This window comes from endosymbiont of Acanthamoeba sp. UWC8, assembly GCF_000730245.1.
Taxonomy (GTDB): Bacteria; Pseudomonadota; Alphaproteobacteria; order Rickettsiales; family Midichloriaceae; genus Jidaibacter.
Map to the genome: position 1 here is coordinate 80,192 of NZ_CP004403.1, position 25,111 is coordinate 105,302.

Genomic DNA, 25,111 nt, shown 5'->3' on the forward strand with positions numbered 1-25,111 from the left:
CAAAAGTGAAAATAGTAAAAGTTTAACGTTGCCTAGCTTTAAAGCTTATATAATCCTTTTTTTATTAAAGATAATAAGATAAATTGAGGTTATTATGAGTAGTAAACTAATAGTGGTAGCAGATGCTAAAAATGCTATTTTTTACAAAGCAGTGGGTCTAAAAGTTACTGAACAAAACAGCCAAATTAATGCTGATGAGTTTAATATTGCACATAAGCACCCTCCGAGAAGAGAAGGGTTTAACCATATTGGCTCTACCCCAAGCCACTACTTTGATCCACGTTCCGAATTTAAAAGCTTAGAAAGAGATGATTTTTGTAAAGAAGTAGTCAATCATATTGATTCAGTTTGCAACCATGAAAAATTTGATGAGTTAATTATCGTTGCCGAACCTAAAACTTTAGGGGATATACGTAGCAACCTTAACCCGAAGCTTAAAACCCTTGTTACTAAAGAAATTTCTAAGGATTTAATACATGCGGATAAAATATCTATAGAAAATCACGTTTTTAGTAATTAAACTTATTAGACTATATCTAATAAATAGTTAATATAATTTTAAAATTTAGTATAATAAAATATATAAACCATTCTTAAGAGGAAGATAATGAAATCGGGGAGGGGAAGTAGTGTGCACCTGCATTTGTTAAGAACTACCACAGATATGCAAAGATTTGAAGAATGCCGGAGTTTTTTTTGAAAAATGTGGCTATAAGTTTTATAACCCTGAAAAAAAAGAGCTTGTTATTGATGCGCTTTATTCATTGGATGTTGAAGAACTTCTATTGCAAGAATTAGAAATCAAGCATAGAGAAGAGGTTGGTAGTGAGGTATTCATAAATGATTGTAATGAATTATTTAATAATGAAAAAATAATAATTAAAAAAAGTATGATGGAAACTGAAAGTAGTAGCAGCGAAGCTGAGAAAAGCAGTAGTGAAGTTGAAGGTAGTAGTGAAGTAATTCATTACAATCATTTTGAAGGAAGTAGCAGTGAAATCGAGTGTTTATACCGAACTTCGGTTGTGTCCAATGAAACTAATGAAGATTCAAATTTATTATTTCAAACATTATTTTTTGGACATAACTTTGACTCTGCCAGCATTTATATTATATAAAAAAGCTGATGTTGTAATGATATTATTTTATTAACTAGAATATTGGTAACTGTAATAAGCATGAAGAAAAAAGAAGAAATAACTATTAAGTTTGAAGATTTAAAGAAAATTTTTGCAGATTCTAAAAATGCTTTTCTGGAAATCCGTGAATTAATTCCCCAACTGAAAAAGACAAATGCTGAGGATTGCTATAACTTCTTGACTAATAAATATCAGCTTAAGTTTTGTGATTCACTCGGTAAAGAGGTTAATAACTTTGATAATTTATATAATACTTTTAAAAACAACTTATCCGATAAAGAAATTGTAATAGATGCTTTAGGGAAAGAGAGTAAAGAGGATTTAGCCAAACAATGTTTGGATATGTTTAAGAAAGAGGGAATATATGTATTAGAAAAATTAAGCAATCTTGATATTGAAAATCTCAGTGAGTATACATTTCAGGCTACTAATGAGCTAAGTGAGTTTGAGGTTTTAGGAAATGAACCTTCCTTACGGAATCATAATGAAAGTTTACTGCGTAGTACGCGCAGTTTGAATTTTACCACTGAGTTTCAGGCTGAGGAAAATGATATCGAAAACTCATTTCACTCGGATTATAAGGAAATAAAATATACTACACCTACTTCTGCAGAATTATTAGAAAGTTTAAGTTTTATTTAAAGACTTTAATATAAGTTATAACCGTTCCCCTATAACGGTTCCCAGGCATGCAAATCCTATGCAAAATACCACGCTGCAAGTAATATATAAAAGCGCTACGAATAACTCGCCGGCTTTTAAGAGGTTTATAGTTTCGATTGAAAATGAGGAAAAGGTAGTATAGCCCCCTAAAAAGCCGGTTATCAGCAAAGCTTTTAGTTGATCGGCAGCTTCATTATTTGCGCTAAACTTATTTGATATAACTGTAAATAATAGCCCTATTATAAAGGATCCGATTATATTAACACTTAATGTACCAAGCGGATAATATGAACCGAAAAAAGAATTGATTTTTAATGTAGTTAAGTATCTTAACATACCTCCCATGCCACAGCCGATAAATACTAATAAATAAAGATTCATGTAGTTTCCTATAATAATTTATTTATAATAAAACCGGTAGAGAGCTTACCTACCTAATCAAAATTATGAAGTAATTGAAATTAACATTTTTTTAAACTTTATAGTAAGTAAATATTATATCAATCTTTTAAAAGAGAAAAATATTAATTAAATTTTATTAGCAAGGAATAAATAATGAGTGATATACACGGCCATACTCACAACAATTACGGTGATAACATAAATTTAGATAAGAATTATTTATTTAAAGCACTTTTATTAACTCTGAGTTTTATGGTTATTGAAATAATTGTAGCACTTGTTACCGGCTCTCTTACTATTCTTTCCGATGCCGGACATATGTTTACTGATGCTTTGGCTCTAGGCTTATCATGGTATTCCATAAAGATATCCTCTAAAAAAGCTAATAATACATTTTCATACGGCTACCACAGAGCACAGATTATAGCGGCGCTACTTAATGGAATTAGCTTATTTATACTATCAATATATATTATTATTAAAGCTATTATAAAAATACAAAATCCTGTTGAATTGGACGGATCTATACTCATTTGGGTAGGAGGTGCAGGCTTTATAGTTAATTTACTGGGGTTATACTTTATAACTAAAGCTTCTTACAATAATATTAATATAAAAAGTGCTCTATATCACGTGTTAAGTGATATGCTCGGATCATTAGCGGCAGTGATTGCCGGATGTATTATTATCTATACGGGATGGATGTTAATTGACCCGATTCTATCAATCTTAATTTCCCTTCTTTTTATTAGAATAACTTGGAAACTTCTTACGGAATCTCTTTCTATTCTGATGGAAACCGCACCTTCCGATATTGATTATCAAAAACTGGAAACTGATATTAAAAATATTAACTCTAAAATAATTGATCTTCACCATATTCATATTTGGTCAATTAATAAGAGCAAAAGGTTTATTACTCTACACATTAAAGTTAAAGATTTTTCAGAAAATGACTCGATTATAAATTCATTAGAAAAAATATTACATGATAATTTTCATATAGAGCATTCAACTATTCAAATTGAAAGTGAAAATTGTGAGCGTAAATCATGTTAAGTATAATTTTAAGGTGAAAATTATATTGATATTTACTTTGAATTTATTAGTATTTTCTTGAATTATCAGTTTCTTTGGTAAATTTGTTTTAAGAGGGTGGCATGATTAATACTCAAAGTGATAAGCAACCGAGAAGTTATGATTTTTCTGATGATGAAGAATATATGTCCCCTCAAATGCTTGAGTATTTTAAGCAAAAATTACTTAATTGGCATGATGAGCTGCTTAGGAAAACAAGAGAAGAAGATAATGCGATACACCAAGGCCTTGGAAGAGAACCGGATCATGTGGATAGCGCGGTAAATGAAGTTGCTTTAGAAAATGAATTAATTCCCGGAATTAATCACGATAGAGAATTATTAGCGCAGGTTGAAGTGGCATTAAGCAGGATAGAACAGGGTGACTACGGCTTTTGCAGTGTAACCGGAGAGCCGATCGGTTTTGCGCGCCTTGATGCTTGGCCGATAGCCACCCGAAGTATTGAGGCTCAGGAAGAAGAGGAAAAAAATAATAAAATACATACTAAGTTATAGTTCATCCTGACCTTTTGCTTCAGGAGTTAAATAACAATGCTGGTCATCATTAACACAATGTTGATCCTGATTCTCATAAGGGAGGTTATTATCATATGAAAACAAGCTGCTACTTTTAATATATTCTAAAGGCTCGAAAGCCTTGAAAAATGCTTTTGCTCCGAAAACGGCTACCCCGGCTTTTCCGAACGGAATAATACCTTTATAAGCAAAATATGCCATCATTAACCCTTCACCAACCTCAGCAATATGAAATACGGCAGTTGCTAATTTAAAATTAATTTTTTCTAGAAAACCTTGCTCATGATGGCCGTGAAGATTCAATACATTACTTTTCAAGCTTGTAGAAATTTTTAAAGCATGTTCACTTATATACTTAATCAACTGATCGGTTTCTTCAATAACGGTATTATTTTCTTTAATGAATGTGTTATCGGTAGTTACCTTTCCCAAGATTGAAGCAAGACTGCTGACTAACTGTGCAGATGGATTTTTTACATCTGCAGAACTTATTATACCTTGAGCATATGCGCTGACTTCGGAATAGTTTAATAGTTCTACCGCTTCTAATTTAAGTAAATCGTTAATTAAACCGGCGGGCAAGTCGGTTTTGCTTTTTACTATATTAGTTACCGTGGTATTTAATACTTTAATTAATTTATGAAAATCTTTTGTTAGCGTTTGTTGCATAATATACCCCCCTAAATAAAAGTTTAATAAAATTTAGAAGAATTAATAGCTAATATAAATTAGAAAAATATATATTTTTAAACTTGAGTTATTGTTAATCGTCTAACTCATTCTATAATGAGATATATAATATATGACTAAAAACTAGTGTTTAGCTATGCAGATCATTGAAACTTTAAAATATATCGATAAAGATTTACCGACAATTTTTATTATTAGGCATGCGGAAAGATTTTACAAAGACTCTCCTGAGCATGACTTTTTTTGTTACTTAACCGAACAAGGCAAGCAGCAATCTCTACTATTGGGTAAGCATATCAAAGAAAATCTCGGTAATATTACCAAAGTTTCGAGCAGTATTGTTGAAAGATGCATTGAAACAGGAGCTAAAGTAATAGAAGGTAACGGTGGTAATATAAGTGTAAATAAGGCTGAATATCTTACTAAGTCATTCGTTTATGATCCGCAAAACGCAATGATTGACTTTCCTCAGTATACCGTTAAGGAGTTAGTAAAAATGCATTTAGCCGAGAATATGATCAGTTGTATGCGAAAGCGTGATGAAGGGATTAAAATGTTGCTTTCACCTATAATTCAGGATTTACTGATTTTAAAGAACAGATCCATATATGTAACTCATGATTACTTACTAGGCATGTTATATGCTATGTTAGTCGATTTGCCTATTGATAAAGTTGAGGAGGAATGGTTTAGCTATCTGGACGGCGTGTGTTTGCAAAAAACCAATGAAAGTAAGCTTATACTTTATCGAAAAGAAAGTGTTATAGATATTACTGAAAACCTATCCAAGTTTGAAATTAAATTTTAGGGCTATAAAAAAACTCCCGCTTTTTTAAGAGAGGGAGTTTAAATAATATTATGCATTAAAAGTAGGTAGCCTATAGATATTAGACATCTTCTTTTCTGCTTGATTTTTTCCTATCATGTGGATTAAGGTGTTTTTTTCTGATTCTAATATTTTTCGGAGTTACTTCAACCAATTCATCTCTATCAATATAAGAAATGACTTCCTCAAGCGTAATTTCTCTAGGAGGTGTAAGTACAATATTCTCATCAGTACCGGATGCTCTCATGTTAGTTAATTTCTTGCCTCTTACGGCATTAACTTCAAGGTCGTTATCCCTATTGTGTTCACCGATAATCATGCCCTCATATACTTTGGTTTTAGGCGGGATGAACATTGTGCCTCTATCCTCAAGATTCCAAATCGCATATGCGGTTGTTTCACCGTCGCAATTAGAGATAAGTACACCGTTTCTTCTGCCTTCGATTTCTCCGCGATATTCCTGATATGAATGGAATAGTCTACTGAGTACTCCGGTTCCTCTGGTATCGTTTCTAAACTCACCTTGATAACCGATTAAGCTTCTTGACGGAACATGGAAGATAATTCTGATTTTATTTCCACCCGATGGGCGCATATCTTTAAGCTCACCTTTTCTTTGCGATAATTTCTCAACTACCACACCGCTATAGTTTTCATCTACGTCAACTACTACTTCTTCAATCGGTTCTAAAAGTCCGTTGTTTTCATCACGCTTAAATAATACTCTCGGACGTGATACGGATAGCTCGAAACCCTCTCTTCTCATGGTCTCGATTAACACACCGAGTTGTAATTCCCCTCTTCCTCCAACTTCAAAGCTTTCACCTTGTTCATTAATGCTTAGAGTGATTGCCACATTAGTTTCCGCTTCGCGTTTAAGTCTGTCTAGTATCATCCTAGAGGTGACTTTAGTTCCTTCTTGTCCTGCAAAGGGAGAATCATTTACCCCTATAGTAATCGCCATAGTCGGCGGGTCAATAGGAGTCGATTTTAAAGGTACTGAAACCGAAGCATCGCAGATAGTATCTGAAACGGTAGCTTTTTCAACGCCCGCAATCGCAATGATATCACCGGCTTCAATCTCGGTTAAAGGTATACGCTCAATCCCTTTGAAACCGAATAATTTGGTCAGCTTAGTGGATTCGATAAGCTCGCCGTTCAAATTCATTGACTTAACGTTTAAATTTACTTTAGCGGTACCTGCATAAACTTTACCGATTAATATCCTACCCACATACGGATCATAATTAAGAATGGTAGCAAGCATTGAAAATGGTGCATTTCTATCGACGTCAGGTTTAGGAATATGTTTGATAATTAATTGAAATAGGGGTGTTAAATCCGTTCTTTCATCTTTTAAGTCGGTAACTGCCCAGCCGTCTCTTCCGACTGCGTATAGTACAGGGAAATCTAATTGCTCTTCCGTTGCATCAAGCGCAGCAAATAAGTCAAAAATTTCATTTAATACTTCGTCTATTCTGCTGTCGGGTCTATCAACTTTATTGATAACTACAATAGGTCTTAAGCCTAATTTTAAAGCTTTACTAAGCACGAATTTAGTCTGAGGCATAGGCCCTTCGGAAGCATCAACCAGGAGAACTACTCCATCTACCATAGATAGTACGCGCTCAACTTCTCCTCCGAAGTCTGCGTGTCCCGGGGTATCAACTATATTTAATTTATAATCTTCATAATGTATAGATGTGCATTTAGCGAGAATGGTTATTCCGCGCTCTTTTTCCAATTCGTTAGAGTCCATTACTCTTTCGTCAACTTGCTGATTATCGCGGAAAGTACCGCTTTGCTTAAGCATGTTATCTATAAGTGTAGTTTTGCCGTGATCTACGTGAGCAATAATTGCTAAATTTCTAATATTATTCATTTACTGATTCGTTAATTATTTATAAGCTCTAGGAGTATAATTAATTTAACAGTAATTATCAAACTATATTGAGAGAATAATATGCAGGAAGTGAAAAAATATCCTTTAAGCATGCGTTTAATGCATTGGGGATTAGGTATGATAATACTTGTAATGCTCTTTGTTGGGCTGTATATGGTCAGTTTACCGGTCGATAATCCGTTTAAATGGGAGCTGTATAATTTACATAAATCATTCGGGGTAGTTGTTTTTGTGCTGGCAATTATACGTTTAGGTATAAGAGCTGCTTCTCAAATACCACCTCTTCCGAAAGAGATATCAACTTTAGAATCCAAGTTATCTATTTTATTTGCAGTCTTGCTTTACTTAAGCATGTTTATTATGCCTCTAAGCGGATATATTTCTTCAACAGCGGGAGGATTCGGAGTGAAATTCTTTTCGCTTGATATGCCGAATTTCTTCTCCGAAAAGAATTTTGATTTATCCAGAATTGCTATTACCGTTCATATATATGTGGCATATTTTATGATTGCCGTGCTTTGCTTACACCTTAGCGCACCTTTAAAGCATTTATTTGTAGATAAAATAAATATATTTAAAAGAATGCTTTAAAAGGTAGTTAACGGGTTGCTAATATAAGATTTATGCTTAAACTCTCATGCAACCTTACTTCTTGTAAAGAAAGTTAAACTAATATATAAAGATTGCAAAATAAACTTAATACCTTTTTATGTTTAAGCGAATTTTAATTGCAAACCGCGGTGAAATTGCCTGTAGAATTATCAAAACTGCAAAAAAAATGGGGATTCAAACTGTTGCCGTATATTCTGAAGCCGATACCAATTCTCTACATGTTAAGCTTGCCGATAAAGCTATATATATCGGGCATTCTCCCTCTACACAAAGTTATTTAAACCAAAAAAGTATTATTAATGCGGTGAAAATATCAGGCGCCGATGCGGTGCATCCCGGGTATGGCTTCTTATCCGAAAATACTGACTTTGCAGCCCGTTTGGAAAAATTAGGGATTACGTTTATCGGTCCTTCTTCTTATGCGATCAAAATGATGGGCGATAAGATTGAAGCAAAGAAAATTGCTAAAAAAGCAGGTGTGAATATCGTTCCCGGTTATATGGGTGCTATAAAAAATGATAAGGATGCAGTTAGAATTGCAAGTAAAATCGGTTATCCGATAATGCTTAAAGCCGCAGCGGGAGGCGGTGGGAAAGGCATGAGAGTAGTAAGAAGTTCCGAAGAAATGAAACAAGCTTTCAGCTCAACTACCAATGAAGCTAAGAATAATTTTTCCGATGAAAGGACATTTATAGAAAAATTTATTGAAAATCCTCGGCATATTGAAATTCAATTACTTGGTGATAAACACGGAAATTATGTTTGTGTAGGTGAGCGTGAATGTTCTATACAAAGGCACCATCAAAAAGTGATTGAAGAAGCTCCAAGCCCGTTTATTGATGAAAGAACCCGTAAGAAAATGTATGCGCAGGCAGTTGCACTTGCTAAAGAAGTTAAGTATTTTTCCGCCGGAACCATAGAGTATATTGTAGACCCGAAAAAGAATTTTTATTTTTTGGAAATGAATACCAGGCTCCAAGTGGAGCATCCCGTAACCGAACTGGTTAGCGGAGTAGACTTGGTTGAGCAGATGATTAGAGTTGCAGCAGGTGAAAGATTGCAGCTAAAACAAAAAGATATAAAACTAAACGGTTGGGCATTTGAATCCAGAATTTATGCCGAAGACCCGAGCTCAGGCTTCTTACCTTCTACGGGAAGAGTATATACTTATAAAGAACCTCAAGCAACTGAAGGGGTGAGGGTGGATACGGGGATTTATGAAGGCGGAGAAGTAAGCATGTTTTACGATGCTATGATCTCTAAACTTTGTTCATACGGCACCGATAGAAATGAAGCAATTACTAAAATGAAGAATGCTTTAAGCCAATATGTAATTCGTGGCATTTCTCATAATATCAGTTTCCTGCAAGCTATATATAACTCTGAACGATTCGTTAAAGGAGACCTTTCAACTAACTTTATTGAAGAGGAGTTTAAAGGCGGCTTTACGGGTGCTGTTTTAAATGATGAGCAAAGTGCGGTTATCTTGTGTGCAACTGTATTTATCTTCTTAACTGATGCCAAACGTGCAGCAAGTGTTTCAGGTCAACTGCGGGGAAGGTGTAGAGCGATCGGTACGCGCTGGGTAATAAACTTAGACGGCAAAAACTATCCGGTAACCGTAAGACCGATTGAGGACGGCTATAAAATTACCTTTGAAAACAGAAGATTTTATATAACCAGCAAATGGGTTCTAGGAAGTAAATTGTTCCCATGTAAAGTGAATGGTCAGCAGTATAACTTGCAAGTAGAGTATGTAATGGGCGGCTTTGATCTTAGGTTTATGGGCTCCACGGTAAGGGCTGCCGTGTTTACTCCAAGGGCTGCCGAACTTACTAAATTCGTCAAAATATCCAACGGTAAAGATATTCAGCCTGATCTGATTGCTAATATTGCCGGCCTTATTGTGGATATTAAAGTTAAAGAAGGTGATAAAGTTGTGAAAGGCCAGCCATTGGTAGTAATAGAAGCAATGAAGATGGAAAACGTCTTTTTCAGCCAAGTTGATGGTAGGGTGAGTAAAATACATGTTAATTCTAAGGCAGTTATTGCAAATGGTGATACCATAATCTCGATTGAAGCGGATTAAGGACGTATGTGAGACCATTTAAGTTTAATTTTAGCATAAAAAATTTAAAAGTAATGCTGCGATAGGGCTATTTATATTATGCTAAAGATATTGGAAAGTACAGTTAGTTCAAAAATTTTGGATTAATAGCGAATCGAATAAATCAAAATCGCCCGATGAGATTAGTATAATTTAATATGTTCCCCCGAAGTGATAACTTACTTAGCAACTTCATTCCAAATTAAGTCAAATTGGTTCTTATGTGCTAAAGCCAGATCCGTGTTTTCAATCAATACTACTTTTAAACTTTGCCACATTAGATAGGCAATCTTATTATGATAAATATAGGTTGAAATGCCGCTAAAGTATTTATTAGGTATAAACCTATTCTCAACAAAGGCTTTTCTTTCTTCAACCAAGTATTCATTTTTTTCGCCCACAACTAAGCACCTAAAAACTACATTATTTAATTCAGATAGCAGGTTGTAAAATTTAATCATATATTCATCACCAAAATATTGAAAATATATTCTTCTATCATGCCCGGATAGCCTTACTATTCCTGAATTTTTATTCATAACTTCAAATACATTTTCCATTACTTTTATAAAAGCAGGTATTCCCTCAAGTACCGTAATATTGTGTGATGAGTGGGTAGGTACTATTTGTTTAACATATTCAGGTTTATTTTCCGACATGCTATTACTTTTGCTATTGTACATTTTTTGTATTTAATCATGTTTAATTTATACTATTAATATTAGTTACTATAGTAATAAAGCAATATAAATATTAATTATTTTGTAAAAAAATAACAAACTTTCATTAAAATTATGTTAAGAAATTTAGCAACCTTATGTTATAATTAGTATATAACATAAGATCCGTAAAACTAAAAAATTATACAATTAAAAATTGCTCTGCTATGATCATTAATATAAGACAATCTATTAATATCTCTTCCAATTAAGCCGTAGAGAGAAATATCATGAGAAGTGTATAGCTCCTTTTCAAAGAAAAAAGAGCTTACCAGTTGATAAACGGAATATTGGAAGCCAATATAGAGTTCATCATTTGAGATAGGAAATACACTTTTATAATGAGATAAGAAATGCTTTGCTTTATTAATATTTTCTTCATCAAATCCTGAATTACAGCAGCCTTTATGAATAAATTCAAATATATCCTCTGTTCTACTTCCTATAAAAGTATGCTCAAAATCCAGAAGCTTAATTACCTGATGACCAGCAGAAAAAATAATGTTTTCATTATGGAAATCTCCATGAACTAAATACTTGGGCTGCAAAACATTATTAAAATTAAAAGCCGAAAGATCATTCAGTAAACTAAGTTTGAGGTAAATCAGATTCCTAGTAATATTATCTGTTTCCTCACTGATCGGATTATTAGCAATTAAGTTTAAGACTTTGTTTGCTTCATCCGAAACTTCATCATAATTAACTAAGCAGGTATTGGCGTCATGTAAATTAAGCTCTGCTATAGGGATAAGCCTATGTAGCTGAGCAAGGATATTGCTGGCTGAATGTAAAGCCTTTTGGCTTAAAGTATTTTCATGAAGAATTATACCTTCTACCATCGGGTATAAAGCGTAAAGTGTATCTTGATAAACAAAATGATATGAGCCGTTTTTATTTAAAATAGGAAGCTTAACAGGAATATCGCTTTGATCTAAAAAAAAGCTGATTTTCTCTATCTGTTTAATTTTATCAGCGGTAGAATTACGATATTGTTTTAAGACAAATTGGTTTGAACTATCTGAAATTTGAAAATTAAGGGAACTGAAGCCTCCTAAATTTTTTATCAGCTTCAAATTGGATATGTTATATAACTGTTTAATTTTTATAAAAATTTCATCAAGCATTATTATTAATTAAAAAATTTACATTTGAAAATAATCGCAAATATAGTTGGGAATTATTTTATGTCCCTTAATAAATAAATCTAAATTTGTAAAATTTTTATATATACCTTTAGAGATTAAAAGAGAATCTATTCCGAAATTTTTTGCACCTAAAATATCTGTATTTAAATTATCACCAATAGCAAGCATTTTAGATTTATCATACTTAGAATCTTTTACAGCGTACTGATAAATTTCCATATAAGGTTTCCCGTAATATCTAACTACTCCGCCGAGTGATTCATATTTATTTGCAATAAACCCTGCCGGGTATCTTAGTTCATTTCCATGATAAACTACGGTATCAGGGTTAGGGCATAAAGCAACAATATTATTGCCGATGGCTTTTTTTAATATTTCATCATGCTTATCAAGTTCATCGCTGTTTTCCAGAAATGCAAGTATAACAAGAACTTCTGCCTGTTCAATATCCTGAGTTAGGTTATAAAATTCGCTTAAATCCAAATCTCGATTATATTCGTATCCTAAAACATAAGCTGTGCTTTTATGATTATATTTTCGAAAATTTCTCTGTAATTCTTGTAGGAATAAATCCCCTGAGGTAATGATTTTTTCCTCTCCGCAAATATATCCTAAATCCCCCAGCTTTTTTCTGACTACATTTTGCGGTCGTGGAGCGTTAGTAAAGAATATAATATCTTTTTGCATTTCTTTTAAAGTATTTAATGTATTTATCGCCTTAGGGTAGGCGTTGAGCCCGTTATGTACCACACCGCTCATATCAATTAAATAAGTTTGATATTTTTCTGCAATTTCTCCAAGACCCTTAATATACCTTTGCATAAACTAATAACTTTGTTTACAAAAAACTATATAGGAATATCACTCTGTTTACAATCCTTTAATCCGTTTTATTTCATTATAAATGATAGACTTAGTTAGTATTTCGGGTAGTATAATTCCGCTGGGGTTTTCTTTACTTACTATTATATTAAAAGGAATGCCGTGCCGGTCATATTTACTTAAAAATTGGCTTATTAAGGCTGATTTATTTGTATAATCAGCTCTCAATAATTTTATATTCTGAGTGCTGAGAAATTCTATAATCTCATCGTGCTCTAATACATTAAATTTATTCATTTTGCATGTTAAGCACCACTCTGCGGTAATATCTATAAACACTACATAATCTTTTGCTATATACTCATTAAGCTTTTCCTCGGAGAAGCTTTCCCATATAGGATTTGTTAACTCATTATTATGGGAGTGGGAAAGGTATATAGATGCAAAATAACCAAGTATTGCAACCCCAACTAAAATAGCCCCTGCTTTAAGAGAGGAGCGGTTTTGAGTAAAAAAAAGCTTGGTTAGGATAATTAATGTAATAAAGAGAAATATTTCTACAAAGCCGGTTTGGAATGAGAGTACGTAAAATAACCATAAGGCAGTTAAAGCCAACAAAACTGAAAAAACCTTCTTTAGCTTAATCATCCATGCTCCAGGCTTGGGTAAAAACCTAAGTAAGCCTGGTCTAATTAAAAGTAGAATGAATGGTAAAGCCATACCGATCCCGATAAAAATATAGATCAGTAGTAGCTTAGGAAAGCTCTGACTTAGCCCGAATGCAATTGCAAGCGAGAGAAACGGTGCAGTACAAGGGGTTGCAAGGAGGGTTGCAAACATACCCGTAAAAAAGCTTCCTAATATATTGCTTTTGGTGTGTTCCGAATAATTAAAGATTCTGTTTAAAAAGGGTGGCAATTGAATTTCGAAGCTACCCCATAGGTTGCTTGCAAATAATAACAAGATAGTTATTAAGAACATGATAAATATCGGCTCTTGAAAGTGGAAGCCCCAGCCTAACGAATGCCCGAAGCTTTTCAAAATTTGAGTAAGACTTGCAAGCATGATAAAAGAAAAGATGATACCTAATATGGTAAATAATAAAGAGATCTTTATATTCTTAGGATCATTGTTTAAGTTTTTCATTACACTAAGAATTTTTAGCGAAAGGACGGGAAGTACGCATGGCATCAAGTTCAAAATAAATCCGCCTAACATCGCAAATAAAAGAATTGCAAGCAGTGAATATGAAGAATCGGGTGAGTTTTCTATATTTAAAGCTACCTGATATAGCGCATAACCTGCTTCATCAAAGTATCCATAAGGTATATTAAACTGAATTTCTTTACTTTCCCTTATACAACTTTCCTTACAAGCTGCGTAATCAACATGAATTGCAGCAATAATTTCCTGATCGTTTTGAATAGGAATTATTTCAATTGGTATAATTACCTCATTATTATAGTAATTAATACTAAAGTCTTCATAGATAGACGTTTTAAATTGAGGCCAAAGTATTTGGTAAGACTTAATATTATTCACATCATTAAGTTTGATTTTTAAAGGGAGCCCGCTTTCACCGGGAATATTTGCATACAGTTTCCAGTTTTCGGTAATGTTAAACTTAAGAATTACTATGGCCTTTTCTTTTTCATAGCTAACCTTCGTTAATGAAACACTGATCGGTAAATCATCGGTTTGAGCATAGCAGTAATTATAGAAAAAAATTCCTATAAAATAAATTAGTAGTAATAAATATTTAAATCCATATACAAAATAAGGTTTATATATTATTTTTTTCATAATAAAAATGTGCTAAAATATTTTATAAATTATATTAGCAAGATAAAAGTTAATGTTAAACATAAACCCTACCTGGAATTGGAATTCTTCACTCTTTTCTCAAATTGATTTTAAAAATTCTTTATTTTTTAAACCTACACTTGAACTAAATCCTATTGCTAATGTTGTTGGAGGGGTTTTATCAATTTATACTTTCAGTAATTTTTTAGATACCTGGAATCATAAATTTTCAACCGCTGCAAAATTGAAAGAGCTTAACTTAAGAGATGTTTATCATATACTTAGCCTCTCTACGCTAATCGCTCCTCTTGCCAGTATTATCCAAAACTCTTCGGCATTTTATAAAAGTTACTCAAGCTATCTTTATAGTTCTTTGAGGGGTAATAGTATATATACCCTGTTATATACCCTGTTGGGAGGTTCAATCGTCCTATATAATCTTCCCAATTATTTAAAATCAACTTATAATATACTAAGCCACAAAGGGACTGTAGATGACTGGGCTAATGTTGCTCGCAATACTGCGGTAGGATTAGGAACTCTCCGCTCAATATATATAAGCAGCGCTACGCCTTTAGCAATCGCATTAGCCGGTGTTTACGGCTCAAATGCTTTAAAAGTAGTATATAATTTAGCAAGACGCAGAGGGACTGCCGATGATTGGCTCACAATTGCTAAAACCGGTGCTTTGTATACAATTGGAGCCGGATTTATATATAATTCTAAATGGATTTTAAATGCCGTAAGCCCTTGGGTTCAAGCTATTAATACTTGGAACATTTCCGCCATGCTACTTTTCAGATCTTTTGATATTATTAGCGGCAGAGATAGGGATGATTCCGCTTTACAAGCTTCGTTAAGTATCATATTTACGGTAGGTGGATTTTTCACCCTAAATGGGGCTATAAAATCCGGAATTGCGTTAGCGCTTATGTATAAATTTTCCTCATATTTAGGAACGGATGGGCAATATACAAGATTATTGCGTTATGTTGATAGAATAACCACTGTCGGAGCCGCAATTTATATGGCACCAAAAGTTATAGGTCTTGTTATGGGGGCAACAGCTTCTCCGGCTTTGTCATCTGTTGCCGGGTTTATATCTTCAATCGGTATTTCGCAATTTTTATCATCTGTTGCAACTTATATTGGTTCAACTCAAGCAGCCGTTGTAGCAGCTCCTGTTGCAACCTATTTTTCTCCACTCTTATTACCGGCGGCTGCTTTAACGATCGGCGGGTTAGCGCTTTATAAAGGCTATCCTTTTTATAAAGAACGGATGAATTTAACCTATAAAGATCCTAAGCACATACTATATGATCCGGAAGGAAGGAGAGAATTCAAGTTAACAGACATTTTAACAAATACTTTTAATATCAGCAGAAATTTTCATAATCTTGAGTTAAGGGACGGGATAAAGAAGATTCCGGCCATGGCTGCAATAGGGATAAGTTTCGGGGTCGGAACTATCTTATGCTATTCATGTGTGGCTGTTTTTGCTCCCTACCTGGCTCCGCTTGCTACTAGTGCAGCAGTTGTTATTATTCCTAAAATAGCTGCCGGTGGGCTTACGGGATATTTAGCGAGTACCGGAATAGTTGCGGGGACTGGTGCTTTATTAGGAGGGATAAAGGGGTTGTATGGAGGGAATATAGTATGGAATACTATAAAATACAGCGGGTACGCCGGGGGTACCTTATTATTATCCTCATTAGCATTTGGAAGTAAGGCGGGTATATTTGCGGTTGCTGCGCTTACTTCAGCAGCGCCTACGGTATTGGCTTTTTCAATCGGTGCTTTCATATCTTCAATAATTATAGCAAATGTTTACGCTTTTGCTTACCAACAAAAAAAGCCAGAGCATGTTTTAACTGCTGAAAGGCTACTTTCAAATATAACCGAGCTTAATAAACAACTTAAAAAATTTCCCTTTGAGGAGTATCCTAGTTTTTCCGTCGGTGATATAAGCCGGGGAGCTATATATGTTGAAACTTCAAGAATTAACCTTCCTGCCGGTATAACTCCGCTTGATTTATTACAACCGGGAAATGGTGCAAATGCTTTAGTACCGGTCGAAATCCCGGGAGCTATGCCTAATGCCGGAATTAATTATTCTTATCAACCTGTTGAAAATATAGATAAGATAAATGACTTTATGAGTAACCTGCAAAAGTTAGCCGGAATAGTTTCCGAGTTTTACAATTTTAACGAAATTCAACGAAAGCAATTTATCCAGGCTACACTGTTATTTGAAAAAGATATAGAGCACTTTAAAGGACAAATTACAAACCATTCCATTAGTAATCATGAAGATAAGATAGTATCAAAAAATGTTTTAAGTATTTTAAACGAATGTGAAGCAATACTTAAATCTTTAGATAAAATAATTAACCCTGATCGTACTTATAAAGAAATCTAGATAAAAAGGTTTTATATAATTTTGTTTTTGTTAATATAATTTTTAAAATTTTAGAAAGCTAATAATGAGCGTTGAGTTAAGTATAGTTACATTAATCGGTTGTTTTATTTTTTCTTATTTTCTTTCGGGAAATTTTATTCGACTGCTTACTAAAAAGAAAATTATTGCTATCCCGAACAGTAGGAGTAACCATAAATCACCTACTCCGCTCGGGGGAGGGTTAGCTATAATTATCGCTTTCTTTATCGGCTGTATCCCGTTTCTATTCCTTTATAACGATGCGGTAAAACCTCCTCTCTATATTGCTTCCGCACTTGCACTATTATGTATAATTTCATTTAGGGATGATATTAAGCATGTCCCGGCTGCTATAAGGCTTATAGCTCATTTTGTGGCGGCTATTATAGGCGCATTTGTAGTTAAGCATAACGGCTTAATTTTTAAAGGTGTTATTGATCCTGATATTGAATATATTTTTATTGTTCTTGCGATTGTAACTTTTGTTAACCTTTTTAATTTTATGGACGGGATAGACGGCATCACCGGTGCACAAGTCATTTATTTAGGGATAGCAATTGCTTTAATTTTAAGTTTTTTGAACAATCAGAGCAGTTATATCTATATATCACTTCTACTGGTTGCATGTACTCTCGGATTTTTAATATATAATTGGCATCCGGCACGTATTTTTATCGGGGATGCGGGAAGTATTACCATCGGTTACATTCTTTCATTATTACTATTGATTATTGCTGCTAAAGGAGCTTGGGTGCAGGCAATTATTCTTCCTATGTATTATTTTGCCGATGCAGGATATATACTATTAAAACGAGCAATATCTTTGGAGAAAGTCTGGCAGGCTCATTCGGAGCATTTCTTCCAGCGTGCGGTGAGGGCGGGGAGAAGTCATGCCGAGGTGGTAGTAAAAATTATTATATTGAATATTATTCTGCTTAATTTGAGTTTAGGAGCCCTGTATTTTAAGGGAGAAATCTTAATTGAATGCCTCTTTATATTATGTGCTTTAGTAGGAACTATTGTTACTATTAATATTTTACCTATCAAAATGCCATTGCTGGATTTAAAAGCAAAAAGGTAGTAGTGACATAAGTTAACGTTTTATTAACTATTCACCATTAAAGTAGTAATAAATAATTATATTAATATTACTTAGGTGAGAGAAAGATTTTGGAAAATAGTTAATAGCCAGCGTACAAAATCTATAACTGAAGGCATAAAAGAGTTCTTTTTCTTTTTTTCTCAAAATTATGAACAGGGAACTCAATCATCAAAACAAAATACAGACAATTTAAAAATTAGCCAAGAACAAAAAGATCAAACTGCAGCAGTTCAAAATCCCGAAAATGAAGCCGACATAGAAAATAAACCTTCCAGAACCAGTATAGCTTGGAACTTTACTAAAAAAGCATTTTTAGCAACTAAAGATGTAGTGACTTCTACAAGCTTCGGTAGAGTGACTTTAATTGCATCAGCGGCTTTGCTTTTTGCAACTGCCCCCGTGGCTCCCTGGCTTGCAGGAATCGGGCTCACCGCTGCGGTCGGCGCGGTAGTTGGCGGCTTAACGGTTGAAACCTATAGAAGATATAAACTGGGGACTTTAAAGAAAGAGGATAAATTACTAAATAAGTTAACCGATGCGGAAGTCGAAAAGAACCGGGATCTTGAAAAATTGAAGGGAAAAGAGATCCCTGAGAAAGAGAAGGAAAATTATAAGGAATTACTATCCTCACTTGAAAAAGAGTTATATAAATTCCCGGGGTATGATGAAAAAACCCATAAAACTAGCTTACTTAAAGCTATGACTAAAGCCGGAATTTTTACTGGCCCTGAGAATTTTGTGAATATAGGTGTTTCTCTAATTGCTATGGATCCGTTATCCCTTTCGGTAACCGTTGGCACCACTATTTTAGGTTATAATCAAGAAGTAAAAAAAACAAAACGCTATAATGACGAGAAGGTTAAACTCTTAACTGATATGGAAGCGGCTAAAAGCGTTTTAGGCATTTCATTTGAAAACGGCAAAGGTTTGCCTATATTAAAAGATGCAGCAAATCTAAGGCTTGCCGAAAATATTGCAACCCAAGACTTAATGAATAAAGTAAATATTAAACTTGAAAAAGGAGAAGAAATAGAGCCTAAAATGATGATGCAGGAATTTGAGAAACTGCGCGGCACACTTATGAACGAGTTTACTAAAAAAGATAATATATTTGCTATGAGCGATAAAAAGGCAGCCAAAGAAATGGAAAATAGGAAGCTAGCTTTCAGTGAAAAGGGTGATATAGAATCTTTACAAAAATTAGAAGGTATAAAAGATTTACGGGAGCAACATAAAGATCAGTTAAAAGATAAAGTAGAATCTCAGGAAACTTTGCCACAAAAAGCCGGTAATTTTCTTAAAACCATGGGTAAGGTTGCATGGTATGGTTTTTCAGTGAATAAAACGCAGGAAATGTTTTCTCCTGTCAGGAAGCATGTAGATTATACGGAAACCTTAAAAAGCTTAAAAGAATCCAAAGAGCTTGCAATTCAAAAAATTAAAGAACCTGAAATTCAAAAAGATAAGCCCCAAGAGCCCTTAAAAGATGACCCAAACTTTTGGAGAAAAAGCATAAAACCGGTAATAGGAAATCATAGGCAAAATGATAGTCATTCTCACTAAGTTTATATTTTGAATTTGTGAAATATAAGCTATACTGCCGATGCAAAAAATCGGTAATTTATTTATGTCATTAAAATATAAAGTTTTAGCTAAAGATGGAAATGCGAGATTAGGGGTTTTAGAAACAGCGCACGGCGAAGTGAGAACACCGGCGTTTATGCCTGTTGGGACTGCTGCAACAGTAAAAGCAATGTTTCCTGAAGATATCAAAACAACGGGTGCGGATATTATTTTAGGGAATACTTATCACTTGATGTTGAGAGGAGCTGCGGAAAGAATCCATAAATTCGGAGGCTTAAGGAAGTTTATGAACTGGCATGGACCTATCCTGACCGATTCAGGAGGATTCCAGGTGTTATCCCTTACTAAGCTCAGAAAAATCACCGAAGAGGGAGTAACTTTCAGATCTCACCTTGACGGAACAAAATACGAGCTCACTCCCGAAAGATCAATGGAGATTCAATATTTTTTAGGCAGTAACATCACTATGATACTTGATGAGTGCCCGCCGTATCCTATCTCTCATATGAAAGCTAAAAAATCCATGGAGCTTTCGTTAAGATGGGCGGAAAGATCCAAAGCAGCATTCATCAAACGCGAAGGGCACGGAATATTCGGAATCGTGCAAGGTAGCGTATTTGAAGATTTGAGAGCAAGATCAGCGCAAACCCTGGTTGATATGGATTTCGACGGGTATGCTTTAGGCGGCGTTGCAATCGGAGAAATGCAGGAACTGATGTTCCAAACTTTAGAATTTACCGTGCCACTGTTACCTCAAGAAAAGCCAAGATACTTAATGGGAATCGGAAAGCCGAAAGACATAGTCGGTTCGGTGATGAGAGGAGTTGATATGTTTGATTGCGTTCTACCCAGCCGTTCCGGAAGAAACGGTCAGGCGTTTGTGAGGGGCGGAACCATTAATATTAAAAATGCTAAATATTCTGAGGATACAAAGCCTTTAGATGATAAATGCGAATGCTATACTTGCAAAAATTACAGTCGAGCTTATTTATATCATTTAGTTAGGTGTAAAGAAATACTTGGAGCTATGCTTGTTACCATGCATAACCTCACATATTATCAGGATTTGATGCAGGCACTGAGGAAAGCTATTGAAGAGAAAAGGTTATCAAGCTTTGATAGTCAAGGATTTATCTGAAAATAAAGGAGTAAAAAAGATTGGCAAAAATATATCCGCAAACGATTAAAGGTAAATTCAGATCTATAAAAGATATCACACTGGTAGGTTTGTTTTTACTTTATTTTCTCGGATCATGGATTAGGTGGAGCAGGGGAGAAGGTAACCCTGATCAAGCTTTGCTTATAGATTTGCCTAACCGCCGTGCTTATTTATTTGGGATAGAAATATGGCCTGATGAAATATACTATATTACCGGCGCCTTGATTCTTGCAGCTTTAGGATTATTTTTCGTTACCTCTTTACTTGGAAGGGTTTGGTGCGGGTATACCTGCCCGCATACGGTTTTTACCGACATATTTTTAAAAATCGAAACCTTCTTCCAAGGGGACAGAAATAAAAGAATAAGGCTTGATAGCTCTTCATATGATATTGATAAACTTGCCCGAAAAGTCGCCACTCACATTAGTTGGTTAGGAATAGGGTTCTTGTTTGCCTTCGGATGGGTAGGATATTTTTATGATATCAAAAAACTGCTATTAGATTTAATAACATTAAAGGTAAGCGGTAATGCTACAATATGGTTATTTTCACTTACTGCCTCTACTTATTTATTTGCAGGCTTCGTAAGGCAAAGAGTATGTATGTATATGTGCCCTTACGGTAGGTTTCAATCAGCAATGATTGATAAAGAAACTGTGCTTGTGACATATGATAGCAAGCGGGGTGAGCCGCGTGCAGGGGAAGGTGAGCAGGAGAGTGGCGATTGCATTAACTGCAACAAATGCGTTGTCGTGTGCCCGATGGGTATTGATATAAGAGATGGGTTGCAGATGGAGTGCATAAATTGTGGCTTGTGTGTGGATGCATGCAATAGTGTTATGGAAAAGATAGGCAAGCCGTTAGATCTTATCGGCTATAAAAGCAGTGTAATATCCAACGATCAACAAAAAAGTAAAACTATTATAAAACATATTTTTAGAGCAAAAACTATAATTTTTTCCTTAGTATTTGTTATAGTTGCAGGAATCATGCTTTATAGCCTTACAAATAAGCCAACCTGTATACTATCCGTATCAAAAGATCATGGAGCATTATTTACCGTTATTCCTGATGGAAGTATCAGAAATACTTATGATATTAAAATATTTAATAAATCTTCATCCATCAAGGATATGGAGTTAATAATTGAAGGTATGGAGAATATAAAATTCATGGTGCAGGATATAAGTGAATATGTTGATAAATATAATCTTCAAATCAAGCCGAATGAGGAATTAGAGTATAGGATATTTATTAAAATCCCGAATGATAATTATAGTTTTAAACAAAAAGATATAAAGTTTATCTTGAAAGATCTAAATACAAATGAAATAATCGTGAAACAAAATTCCTTCGTGGTTTCAAGATGAAATTCGGAAATTTACTAGCATTTCTTATATTGGTTTCAGCGCTTGCACTTGGTACAGCTAAAGCAGCTGAGATAATTTTAAAAGTACCGCCATGTAAATTATGCTATTACCAGCGCTATATTTACGGGCTGTTAATATTCCTCTGTTCAATATTTTTTATAGGAAGATTTCATATATTAAAATTGGTTATAGTTTTGACTTTGCTTATTTCAAGTTCGGTTTTATCATTTTACCACATGGGAATTGAGCAAAAATGGTTTGCTTATGAATCCGAGTGCACTACAACATTTAAAAAAGCGAGCACATTTTTAGAGTATAAAAAAATGCTTAAAAATAAAGATATAGTGACATGTGATCAATCATTATTCGAGTTCTTAGGAATCTCCATTGCTGCATGGAATTTTATTTACACAACTTTAATTTTGCTTATAACATTAATTATCAGTATGAAATTTAATTGGTTTAAAGATGAAGAAACCAAGACACCTTCCACTCCCTAATAATAAGAAAGATAGACTTGCAGAAATTATGCGTGTAGATCATGCGGGGGAGTATGGTGCTAAGCGGATATATGAAGGCCAGCTGAATATTACACGGAGCGGAGCTTTACATAAGGAAATAAAAGATATGTATGAGCAGGAATTAACCCATCTTAAATATTTTGAAACTCAATTAGCACAAAAAAGAATTAGGCCGACAATATTACAGCCCCTTTGGCATGTATTAGGCTATGCACTGGGCGCTGCCACTGCTCTATGTGGAGAAAAGTCTGCAATGGCATGCACGGTTGCGGTGGAAGATGTTATCGAAGAGCATTACCAATCTCAAATTGATGAACTTTCAAATTCCAATGAAGACTTGGAACTTAAAGAAAAAATAAAGCAGTTTCGTGATGAAGAGCTTGAGCATAGAGATAGAGGAATTGAGAATAAGGCCAAAGAAGCTTTCGGTTATAAAACTTTATATAATATAGTGCAATCCGCGACCAAAGCTGCAATACTACTTTCAAAGAAAATTTAATTAAATTGAAGAATGCTAAAAACTCTTTTTGTTTTTGATATTGAAACTGTGCCTGATCTCATTTCAGCAAGGAATCTGCTTGGCAGTGGTACCCCTGAAGCAGAGCTTGGGGAAGCTCTAACTCAATATCATCTTGATATAACGCAAGGAAAAAACGGTTTCATCAGGCAGCTATTTCATCAAGTGGCAGCCATAAGTTTTTTGGAAGCAGAGATACACCATGATCAAGAGGGTGGGGAGTATTATGTATTAAAAGATATAAGATCAGGCGGAAAAGCAGAATCTACTGAAAAGGAGCTTATACAGGGAGTATTTCAATACTTATCAACCTTAAAAGCAAGATTGGTCAGCTTTAACGGCAGAAGCTTTGACTTACCGGTGCTGAAATATCGAGCTATGCGTTATGGAGTGCAGGCTAAGTGGTTGCACCAGAGCGGTGATAAATGGAATGGGTATAACAGCAGATATAGTCATGACTGGCACTGTGACCTTTTGGACGCGCTTTCGGATTATGGTGTTTCAGCTAAGGTAAGAATGTCCGAAGTCTGTGCGCTCTTAGGGTTGCCGGGGAAAATTGATGTTGACGGCTCGCAAGTAAGTGAATTGTTTAATCAGAATAAAATCCAAGAAATCAGAGATTATTGTGAACTTGATGTAATTAATACTTATTTGATTTATCTAAGGCATATGCATCATATCGGGAAATTAAGCGGCAATTCCTATGATACCTGCATTGAAGATTTAATAGCATTTCTACAAAGTAAAGCCGAAGAAAAGCCAAACTTTACCCTTTTCCTGGATGAGTGGCTGAGTAAGTATTAAATGTAATTTCTATGCACTTTGTAATAATCAACTTATATAGTGTATTAAGTTGAATATCCTACATACATGGAGCATAGTTAAACTATAAAAAATTAAACTAATCGTTTACGTATAAATGAGATAGTCATTTATACGAGTACGCGCCATAAATGGCGGCTAGGCGCGTGCTTCTTACTATATTATTTAGTATCCGGTTTCTCAATTTTTAGTTATACAATATTAACTTCAACTTATTCTATTTTTACAAACGTGTTATATATACAACTTAATTTACTATAACACATTTTCTATCATTCGCTTTGCTAATGAAGCTAAAATAGGGTTTGTATTCTTATAATAAGGCAACATAATTAGTGCGATTGACAGAGCCCAACCTCGACCCCTTTTCCACGTGTTATCATCAATATTTTCCAGATTATTTCTAAAGACTCTTCTTGAATGTGGTTTAAGCAAACTCCAAGCGATAATCAGATCACAAGCCGGGTCACCTATACCCACGTCAGAGAAATCGATCACTGCACTTAGGCGATTATTTTGAACTAAAATATTCCCCGGTAAAAAGTCTCCATGAACCCATACAGGCTCTTTTCCCCATGGTGTGGTATTTGATAGCTGACTCCATAAAGAAGTTATGGATGGAATATCAATTTCTCCTTCTAATTTACATATAGCTTCTCTTGTTTCTATATCTAATTCTTTTAAGGGAATACCACGTCTAGAAAATGAACCATTAGCTAACTTTATCCCATGTAGCCCATTTAAAAAGTGAGCCAAATCTTGAGCAAGCAGCCCATATTCATCTCCATTTTCAAAATCAGGATTATGACCTTCATGCCATTTGGCTATAATCCACGACCAAGGATAAGACTTATCGGGGTTACCCTTAAACAAAGGTTCAGAGATTGGTACTTTTAAAAATCGGGAAATCCTGGGAACCCACTCGTATTCTTTATTAATACTTTCAGTTGCCCAATCAATCCGAGGGAGGCGAACGACATACTCACTACCCAAACGAAACAACGCATTGTCCGTACCGCTTGATATTACGGCTTCCAAGGGCAGATCAGCCCAATGAGGGAATTGGCTTTTAAGAAGCTTATGGACAAGATACTCATCTACTTCAAGCTCATTTTCATGCATTTTTGCCATAATTTTATACTCCTTTTATCTCAA

General features: G+C 34.5%; 24 protein-coding genes. 16 read left to right on the forward strand and 8 right to left on the reverse strand.

All coding sequences use genetic code 11. The annotated features are described in order from the left end of the window. Positions 1-94 precede the first annotated feature (94 nt). The 3 genes from I862_RS07715 (at position 95) to I862_RS00360 (ending at position 1,781) form a co-directional block, all read left to right on the forward strand. Positions 95-520: a host attachment protein gene (locus I862_RS07715; protein WP_052646257.1), complete on the forward strand. Its 426-nt coding sequence runs from the start codon at positions 95-97 to the stop codon at positions 518-520. Between the two features lie 154 nt (positions 521-674). Next, positions 675-1,118 (forward strand): hypothetical protein, encoded by a 444-nt coding sequence (locus I862_RS00355; protein ID WP_038537633.1) that lies wholly within the window; start codon positions 675-677, stop codon positions 1,116-1,118. Positions 1,119-1,178: 60 nt separating this feature from the next. Beyond that, complete coding sequence (locus I862_RS00360; protein ID WP_038537636.1) at positions 1,179-1,781, forward strand: hypothetical protein; 603 nt, start codon at positions 1,179-1,181, stop codon at positions 1,779-1,781. 15 nt (positions 1,782-1,796) lie between these two features. On the opposite strand, the gene crcB is transcribed toward I862_RS00360, so the two are convergent. Continuing rightward, complete coding sequence (crcB, locus tag I862_RS00365; RefSeq protein ID WP_038537640.1) at positions 1,797-2,183, reverse strand: fluoride efflux transporter CrcB; 387 nt, start codon at positions 2,181-2,183, stop codon at positions 1,797-1,799. A 174-nt stretch (positions 2,184-2,357) separates the two neighbouring features. Between crcB and I862_RS00370 the strand changes: the two genes are divergently transcribed. Both I862_RS00370 and I862_RS00375 read left to right on the forward strand, forming a co-directional pair. Then, positions 2,358-3,263 carry a cation diffusion facilitator family transporter gene (locus I862_RS00370; protein WP_052646258.1) on the forward strand — a complete coding sequence of 302 codons (906 nt, stop codon included), beginning with the start codon at positions 2,358-2,360 and terminating at the stop codon, positions 3,261-3,263. 101 nt (positions 3,264-3,364) lie between these two features. Continuing rightward, on the forward strand, positions 3,365-3,796 hold the full coding sequence (locus I862_RS00375; protein ID WP_038537643.1) for a TraR/DksA family transcriptional regulator: 432 nt from the start codon (positions 3,365-3,367) through the stop codon (positions 3,794-3,796). Here I862_RS00375 and I862_RS00380 read toward each other — a convergent pair. Beyond that, complete coding sequence (locus tag I862_RS00380) at positions 3,791-4,486, reverse strand: hypothetical protein (RefSeq protein WP_038537646.1); 696 nt, start codon at positions 4,484-4,486, stop codon at positions 3,791-3,793. The two genes, I862_RS00375 and I862_RS00380, sit on opposite strands and share 6 nt — an antisense overlap. 157 nt (positions 4,487-4,643) lie before the next feature. On the opposite strand from I862_RS00380, the gene I862_RS00385 reads away from it, so the two are divergent. Then, positions 4,644-5,315 (forward strand): histidine phosphatase family protein, encoded by a 672-nt coding sequence (locus I862_RS00385; protein WP_038537649.1) that lies wholly within the window; start codon positions 4,644-4,646, stop codon positions 5,313-5,315. 79 nt (positions 5,316-5,394) lie between these two features. On the opposite strand, the gene typA is transcribed toward I862_RS00385, so the two are convergent. Then, positions 5,395-7,215 (reverse strand): translational GTPase TypA, encoded by a 1,821-nt coding sequence (typA, locus tag I862_RS00390; RefSeq protein ID WP_038537652.1) that lies wholly within the window; start codon positions 7,213-7,215, stop codon positions 5,395-5,397. An 81-nt stretch (positions 7,216-7,296) separates the two neighbouring features. Here typA and I862_RS00395 point away from each other — a divergent pair, with 81 nt between their 5' ends. Further along, a complete protein-coding gene (locus I862_RS00395; RefSeq protein WP_038537655.1) occupies positions 7,297-7,827 on the forward strand; it encodes a cytochrome b in 531 nt (176 codons plus the stop codon). A 118-nt stretch (positions 7,828-7,945) separates the two neighbouring features. Then, a complete protein-coding gene (locus I862_RS00400; protein ID WP_038537658.1) occupies positions 7,946-9,937 on the forward strand; it encodes an acetyl-CoA carboxylase biotin carboxylase subunit in 1,992 nt (663 codons plus the stop codon). A 197-nt stretch (positions 9,938-10,134) separates the two neighbouring features. Here I862_RS00400 and I862_RS00405 read toward each other — a convergent pair whose 3' ends face one another. The 4 genes from I862_RS00405 to I862_RS00420 all read right to left on the reverse strand — a co-directional run bounded on the left by I862_RS00405 (position 10,135) and on the right by I862_RS00420 (position 14,444). Continuing rightward, entirely contained in the window at positions 10,135-10,614 is a 480-nt protein-coding gene (locus tag I862_RS00405) for a hypothetical protein (RefSeq protein WP_038537660.1), read from the reverse strand. 194 nt (positions 10,615-10,808) lie between these two features. Then, complete coding sequence (locus I862_RS00410; protein WP_038537663.1) at positions 10,809-11,798, reverse strand: phosphotransferase; 990 nt, start codon at positions 11,796-11,798, stop codon at positions 10,809-10,811. A gap of 18 nt (positions 11,799-11,816) precedes the next feature. Continuing rightward, positions 11,817-12,641, reverse strand: a complete 825-nt coding sequence (locus I862_RS00415; protein WP_038537666.1) for a TIGR01459 family HAD-type hydrolase — start codon at positions 12,639-12,641, stop codon at positions 11,817-11,819. A gap of 48 nt (positions 12,642-12,689) precedes the next feature. Next, positions 12,690-14,444 carry a protein-disulfide reductase DsbD family protein gene (locus tag I862_RS00420; protein ID WP_052646259.1) on the reverse strand — a complete coding sequence of 585 codons (1,755 nt, stop codon included), beginning with the start codon at positions 14,442-14,444 and terminating at the stop codon, positions 12,690-12,692. Positions 14,445-14,496: 52 nt separating this feature from the next. Between I862_RS00420 and I862_RS00425 the strand changes: the two genes are divergently transcribed. The 8 genes from I862_RS00425 to I862_RS00460 all read left to right on the forward strand — a co-directional run bounded on the left by I862_RS00425 (position 14,497) and on the right by I862_RS00460 (position 23,938). After that, positions 14,497-16,863, forward strand: coding sequence for a hypothetical protein (locus I862_RS00425; RefSeq protein ID WP_038537670.1), 2,367 nt, complete (start codon positions 14,497-14,499; stop codon positions 16,861-16,863). Between the two features lie 64 nt (positions 16,864-16,927). Continuing rightward, positions 16,928-17,962: an MraY family glycosyltransferase gene (locus I862_RS00430; RefSeq protein ID WP_052646260.1), complete on the forward strand. Its 1,035-nt coding sequence runs from the start codon at positions 16,928-16,930 to the stop codon at positions 17,960-17,962. Between the two features lie 75 nt (positions 17,963-18,037). Continuing rightward, on the forward strand, positions 18,038-19,546 hold the full coding sequence (locus I862_RS00435) for a hypothetical protein (protein ID WP_038537673.1): 1,509 nt from the start codon (positions 18,038-18,040) through the stop codon (positions 19,544-19,546). A gap of 64 nt (positions 19,547-19,610) precedes the next feature. Then, positions 19,611-20,705 carry a tRNA guanosine(34) transglycosylase Tgt gene (gene tgt, locus I862_RS00440; RefSeq protein WP_038540885.1) on the forward strand — a complete coding sequence of 365 codons (1,095 nt, stop codon included), beginning with the start codon at positions 19,611-19,613 and terminating at the stop codon, positions 20,703-20,705. A gap of 20 nt (positions 20,706-20,725) precedes the next feature. Next, entirely contained in the window at positions 20,726-22,096 is a 1,371-nt protein-coding gene (gene ccoG / locus I862_RS00445) for a cytochrome c oxidase accessory protein CcoG (protein WP_052646261.1), read from the forward strand. Beyond that, positions 22,093-22,596, forward strand: a complete 504-nt coding sequence (locus I862_RS07720) for a disulfide bond formation protein B (protein ID WP_052646262.1) — start codon at positions 22,093-22,095, stop codon at positions 22,594-22,596. Before ccoG ends, I862_RS07720 begins: the two co-directional genes overlap by 4 nt. After that, entirely contained in the window at positions 22,565-23,116 is a 552-nt protein-coding gene (locus tag I862_RS00455; protein WP_038537676.1) for a demethoxyubiquinone hydroxylase family protein, read from the forward strand. The genes I862_RS07720 and I862_RS00455 overlap by 32 nt, the downstream gene beginning before the upstream one ends. Positions 23,117-23,128: 12 nt before the next feature. Beyond that, positions 23,129-23,938 (forward strand): 3'-5' exonuclease, encoded by an 810-nt coding sequence (locus I862_RS00460; RefSeq protein ID WP_038537678.1) that lies wholly within the window; start codon positions 23,129-23,131, stop codon positions 23,936-23,938. Between the two features lie 273 nt (positions 23,939-24,211). Here I862_RS00460 and I862_RS00465 read toward each other — a convergent pair whose 3' ends face one another. Then, entirely contained in the window at positions 24,212-25,087 is an 876-nt protein-coding gene (locus tag I862_RS00465) for an aminoglycoside phosphotransferase family protein (RefSeq protein WP_052646263.1), read from the reverse strand. Between the last annotated feature and the right edge of the window lie 24 nt (positions 25,088-25,111).

Bases quoted from the DNA above. Each gene is read 5' to 3' on its own strand.
- I862_RS07715 (WP_052646257.1), top strand. From the start codon at position 95: ATGAGTAGTAAACTAATAGTGGTAGCAGATGCTAAAAATGCTATTTTT.
- I862_RS00360 (WP_038537636.1), top strand. From the start codon at position 1,179: ATGAAGAAAAAAGAAGAAATAACTATTAAGTTTGAAGATTTAAAGAAA.
- crcB (WP_038537640.1), bottom strand. From the start codon at position 2,183: ATGAATCTTTATTTATTAGTATTTATCGGCTGTGGCATGGGAGGTATG.
- I862_RS00370 (WP_052646258.1), top strand. From the start codon at position 2,358: ATGAGTGATATACACGGCCATACTCACAACAATTACGGTGATAACATA.
- I862_RS00375 (WP_038537643.1), top strand. From the start codon at position 3,365: ATGATTAATACTCAAAGTGATAAGCAACCGAGAAGTTATGATTTTTCT.
- I862_RS00380 (WP_038537646.1), bottom strand. From the start codon at position 4,486: ATGCAACAAACGCTAACAAAAGATTTTCATAAATTAATTAAAGTATTA.
- I862_RS00385 (WP_038537649.1), top strand. From the start codon at position 4,644: ATGCAGATCATTGAAACTTTAAAATATATCGATAAAGATTTACCGACA.
- typA (WP_038537652.1), bottom strand. From the start codon at position 7,215: ATGAATAATATTAGAAATTTAGCAATTATTGCTCACGTAGATCACGGC.
- I862_RS00395 (WP_038537655.1), top strand. From the start codon at position 7,297: ATGCAGGAAGTGAAAAAATATCCTTTAAGCATGCGTTTAATGCATTGG.
- I862_RS00400 (WP_038537658.1), top strand. From the start codon at position 7,946: ATGTTTAAGCGAATTTTAATTGCAAACCGCGGTGAAATTGCCTGTAGA.
- I862_RS00405 (WP_038537660.1), bottom strand. From the start codon at position 10,614: ATGTCGGAAAATAAACCTGAATATGTTAAACAAATAGTACCTACCCAC.
- I862_RS00410 (WP_038537663.1), bottom strand. From the start codon at position 11,798: ATGCTTGATGAAATTTTTATAAAAATTAAACAGTTATATAACATATCC.
- I862_RS00415 (WP_038537666.1), bottom strand. From the start codon at position 12,641: ATGCAAAGGTATATTAAGGGTCTTGGAGAAATTGCAGAAAAATATCAA.
- I862_RS00420 (WP_052646259.1), bottom strand. From the start codon at position 14,444: ATGAAAAAAATAATATATAAACCTTATTTTGTATATGGATTTAAATAT.
- I862_RS00425 (WP_038537670.1), top strand. From the start codon at position 14,497: ATGTTAAACATAAACCCTACCTGGAATTGGAATTCTTCACTCTTTTCT.
- I862_RS00430 (WP_052646260.1), top strand. From the start codon at position 16,928: ATGAGCGTTGAGTTAAGTATAGTTACATTAATCGGTTGTTTTATTTTT.
- tgt (WP_038540885.1), top strand. From the start codon at position 19,611: ATGTCATTAAAATATAAAGTTTTAGCTAAAGATGGAAATGCGAGATTA.
- I862_RS07720 (WP_052646262.1), top strand. From the start codon at position 22,093: ATGAAATTCGGAAATTTACTAGCATTTCTTATATTGGTTTCAGCGCTT.
- I862_RS00455 (WP_038537676.1), top strand. From the start codon at position 22,565: ATGAAGAAACCAAGACACCTTCCACTCCCTAATAATAAGAAAGATAGA.
- I862_RS00460 (WP_038537678.1), top strand. From the start codon at position 23,129: ATGCTAAAAACTCTTTTTGTTTTTGATATTGAAACTGTGCCTGATCTC.
- I862_RS00465 (WP_052646263.1), bottom strand. From the start codon at position 25,087: ATGGCAAAAATGCATGAAAATGAGCTTGAAGTAGATGAGTATCTTGTC.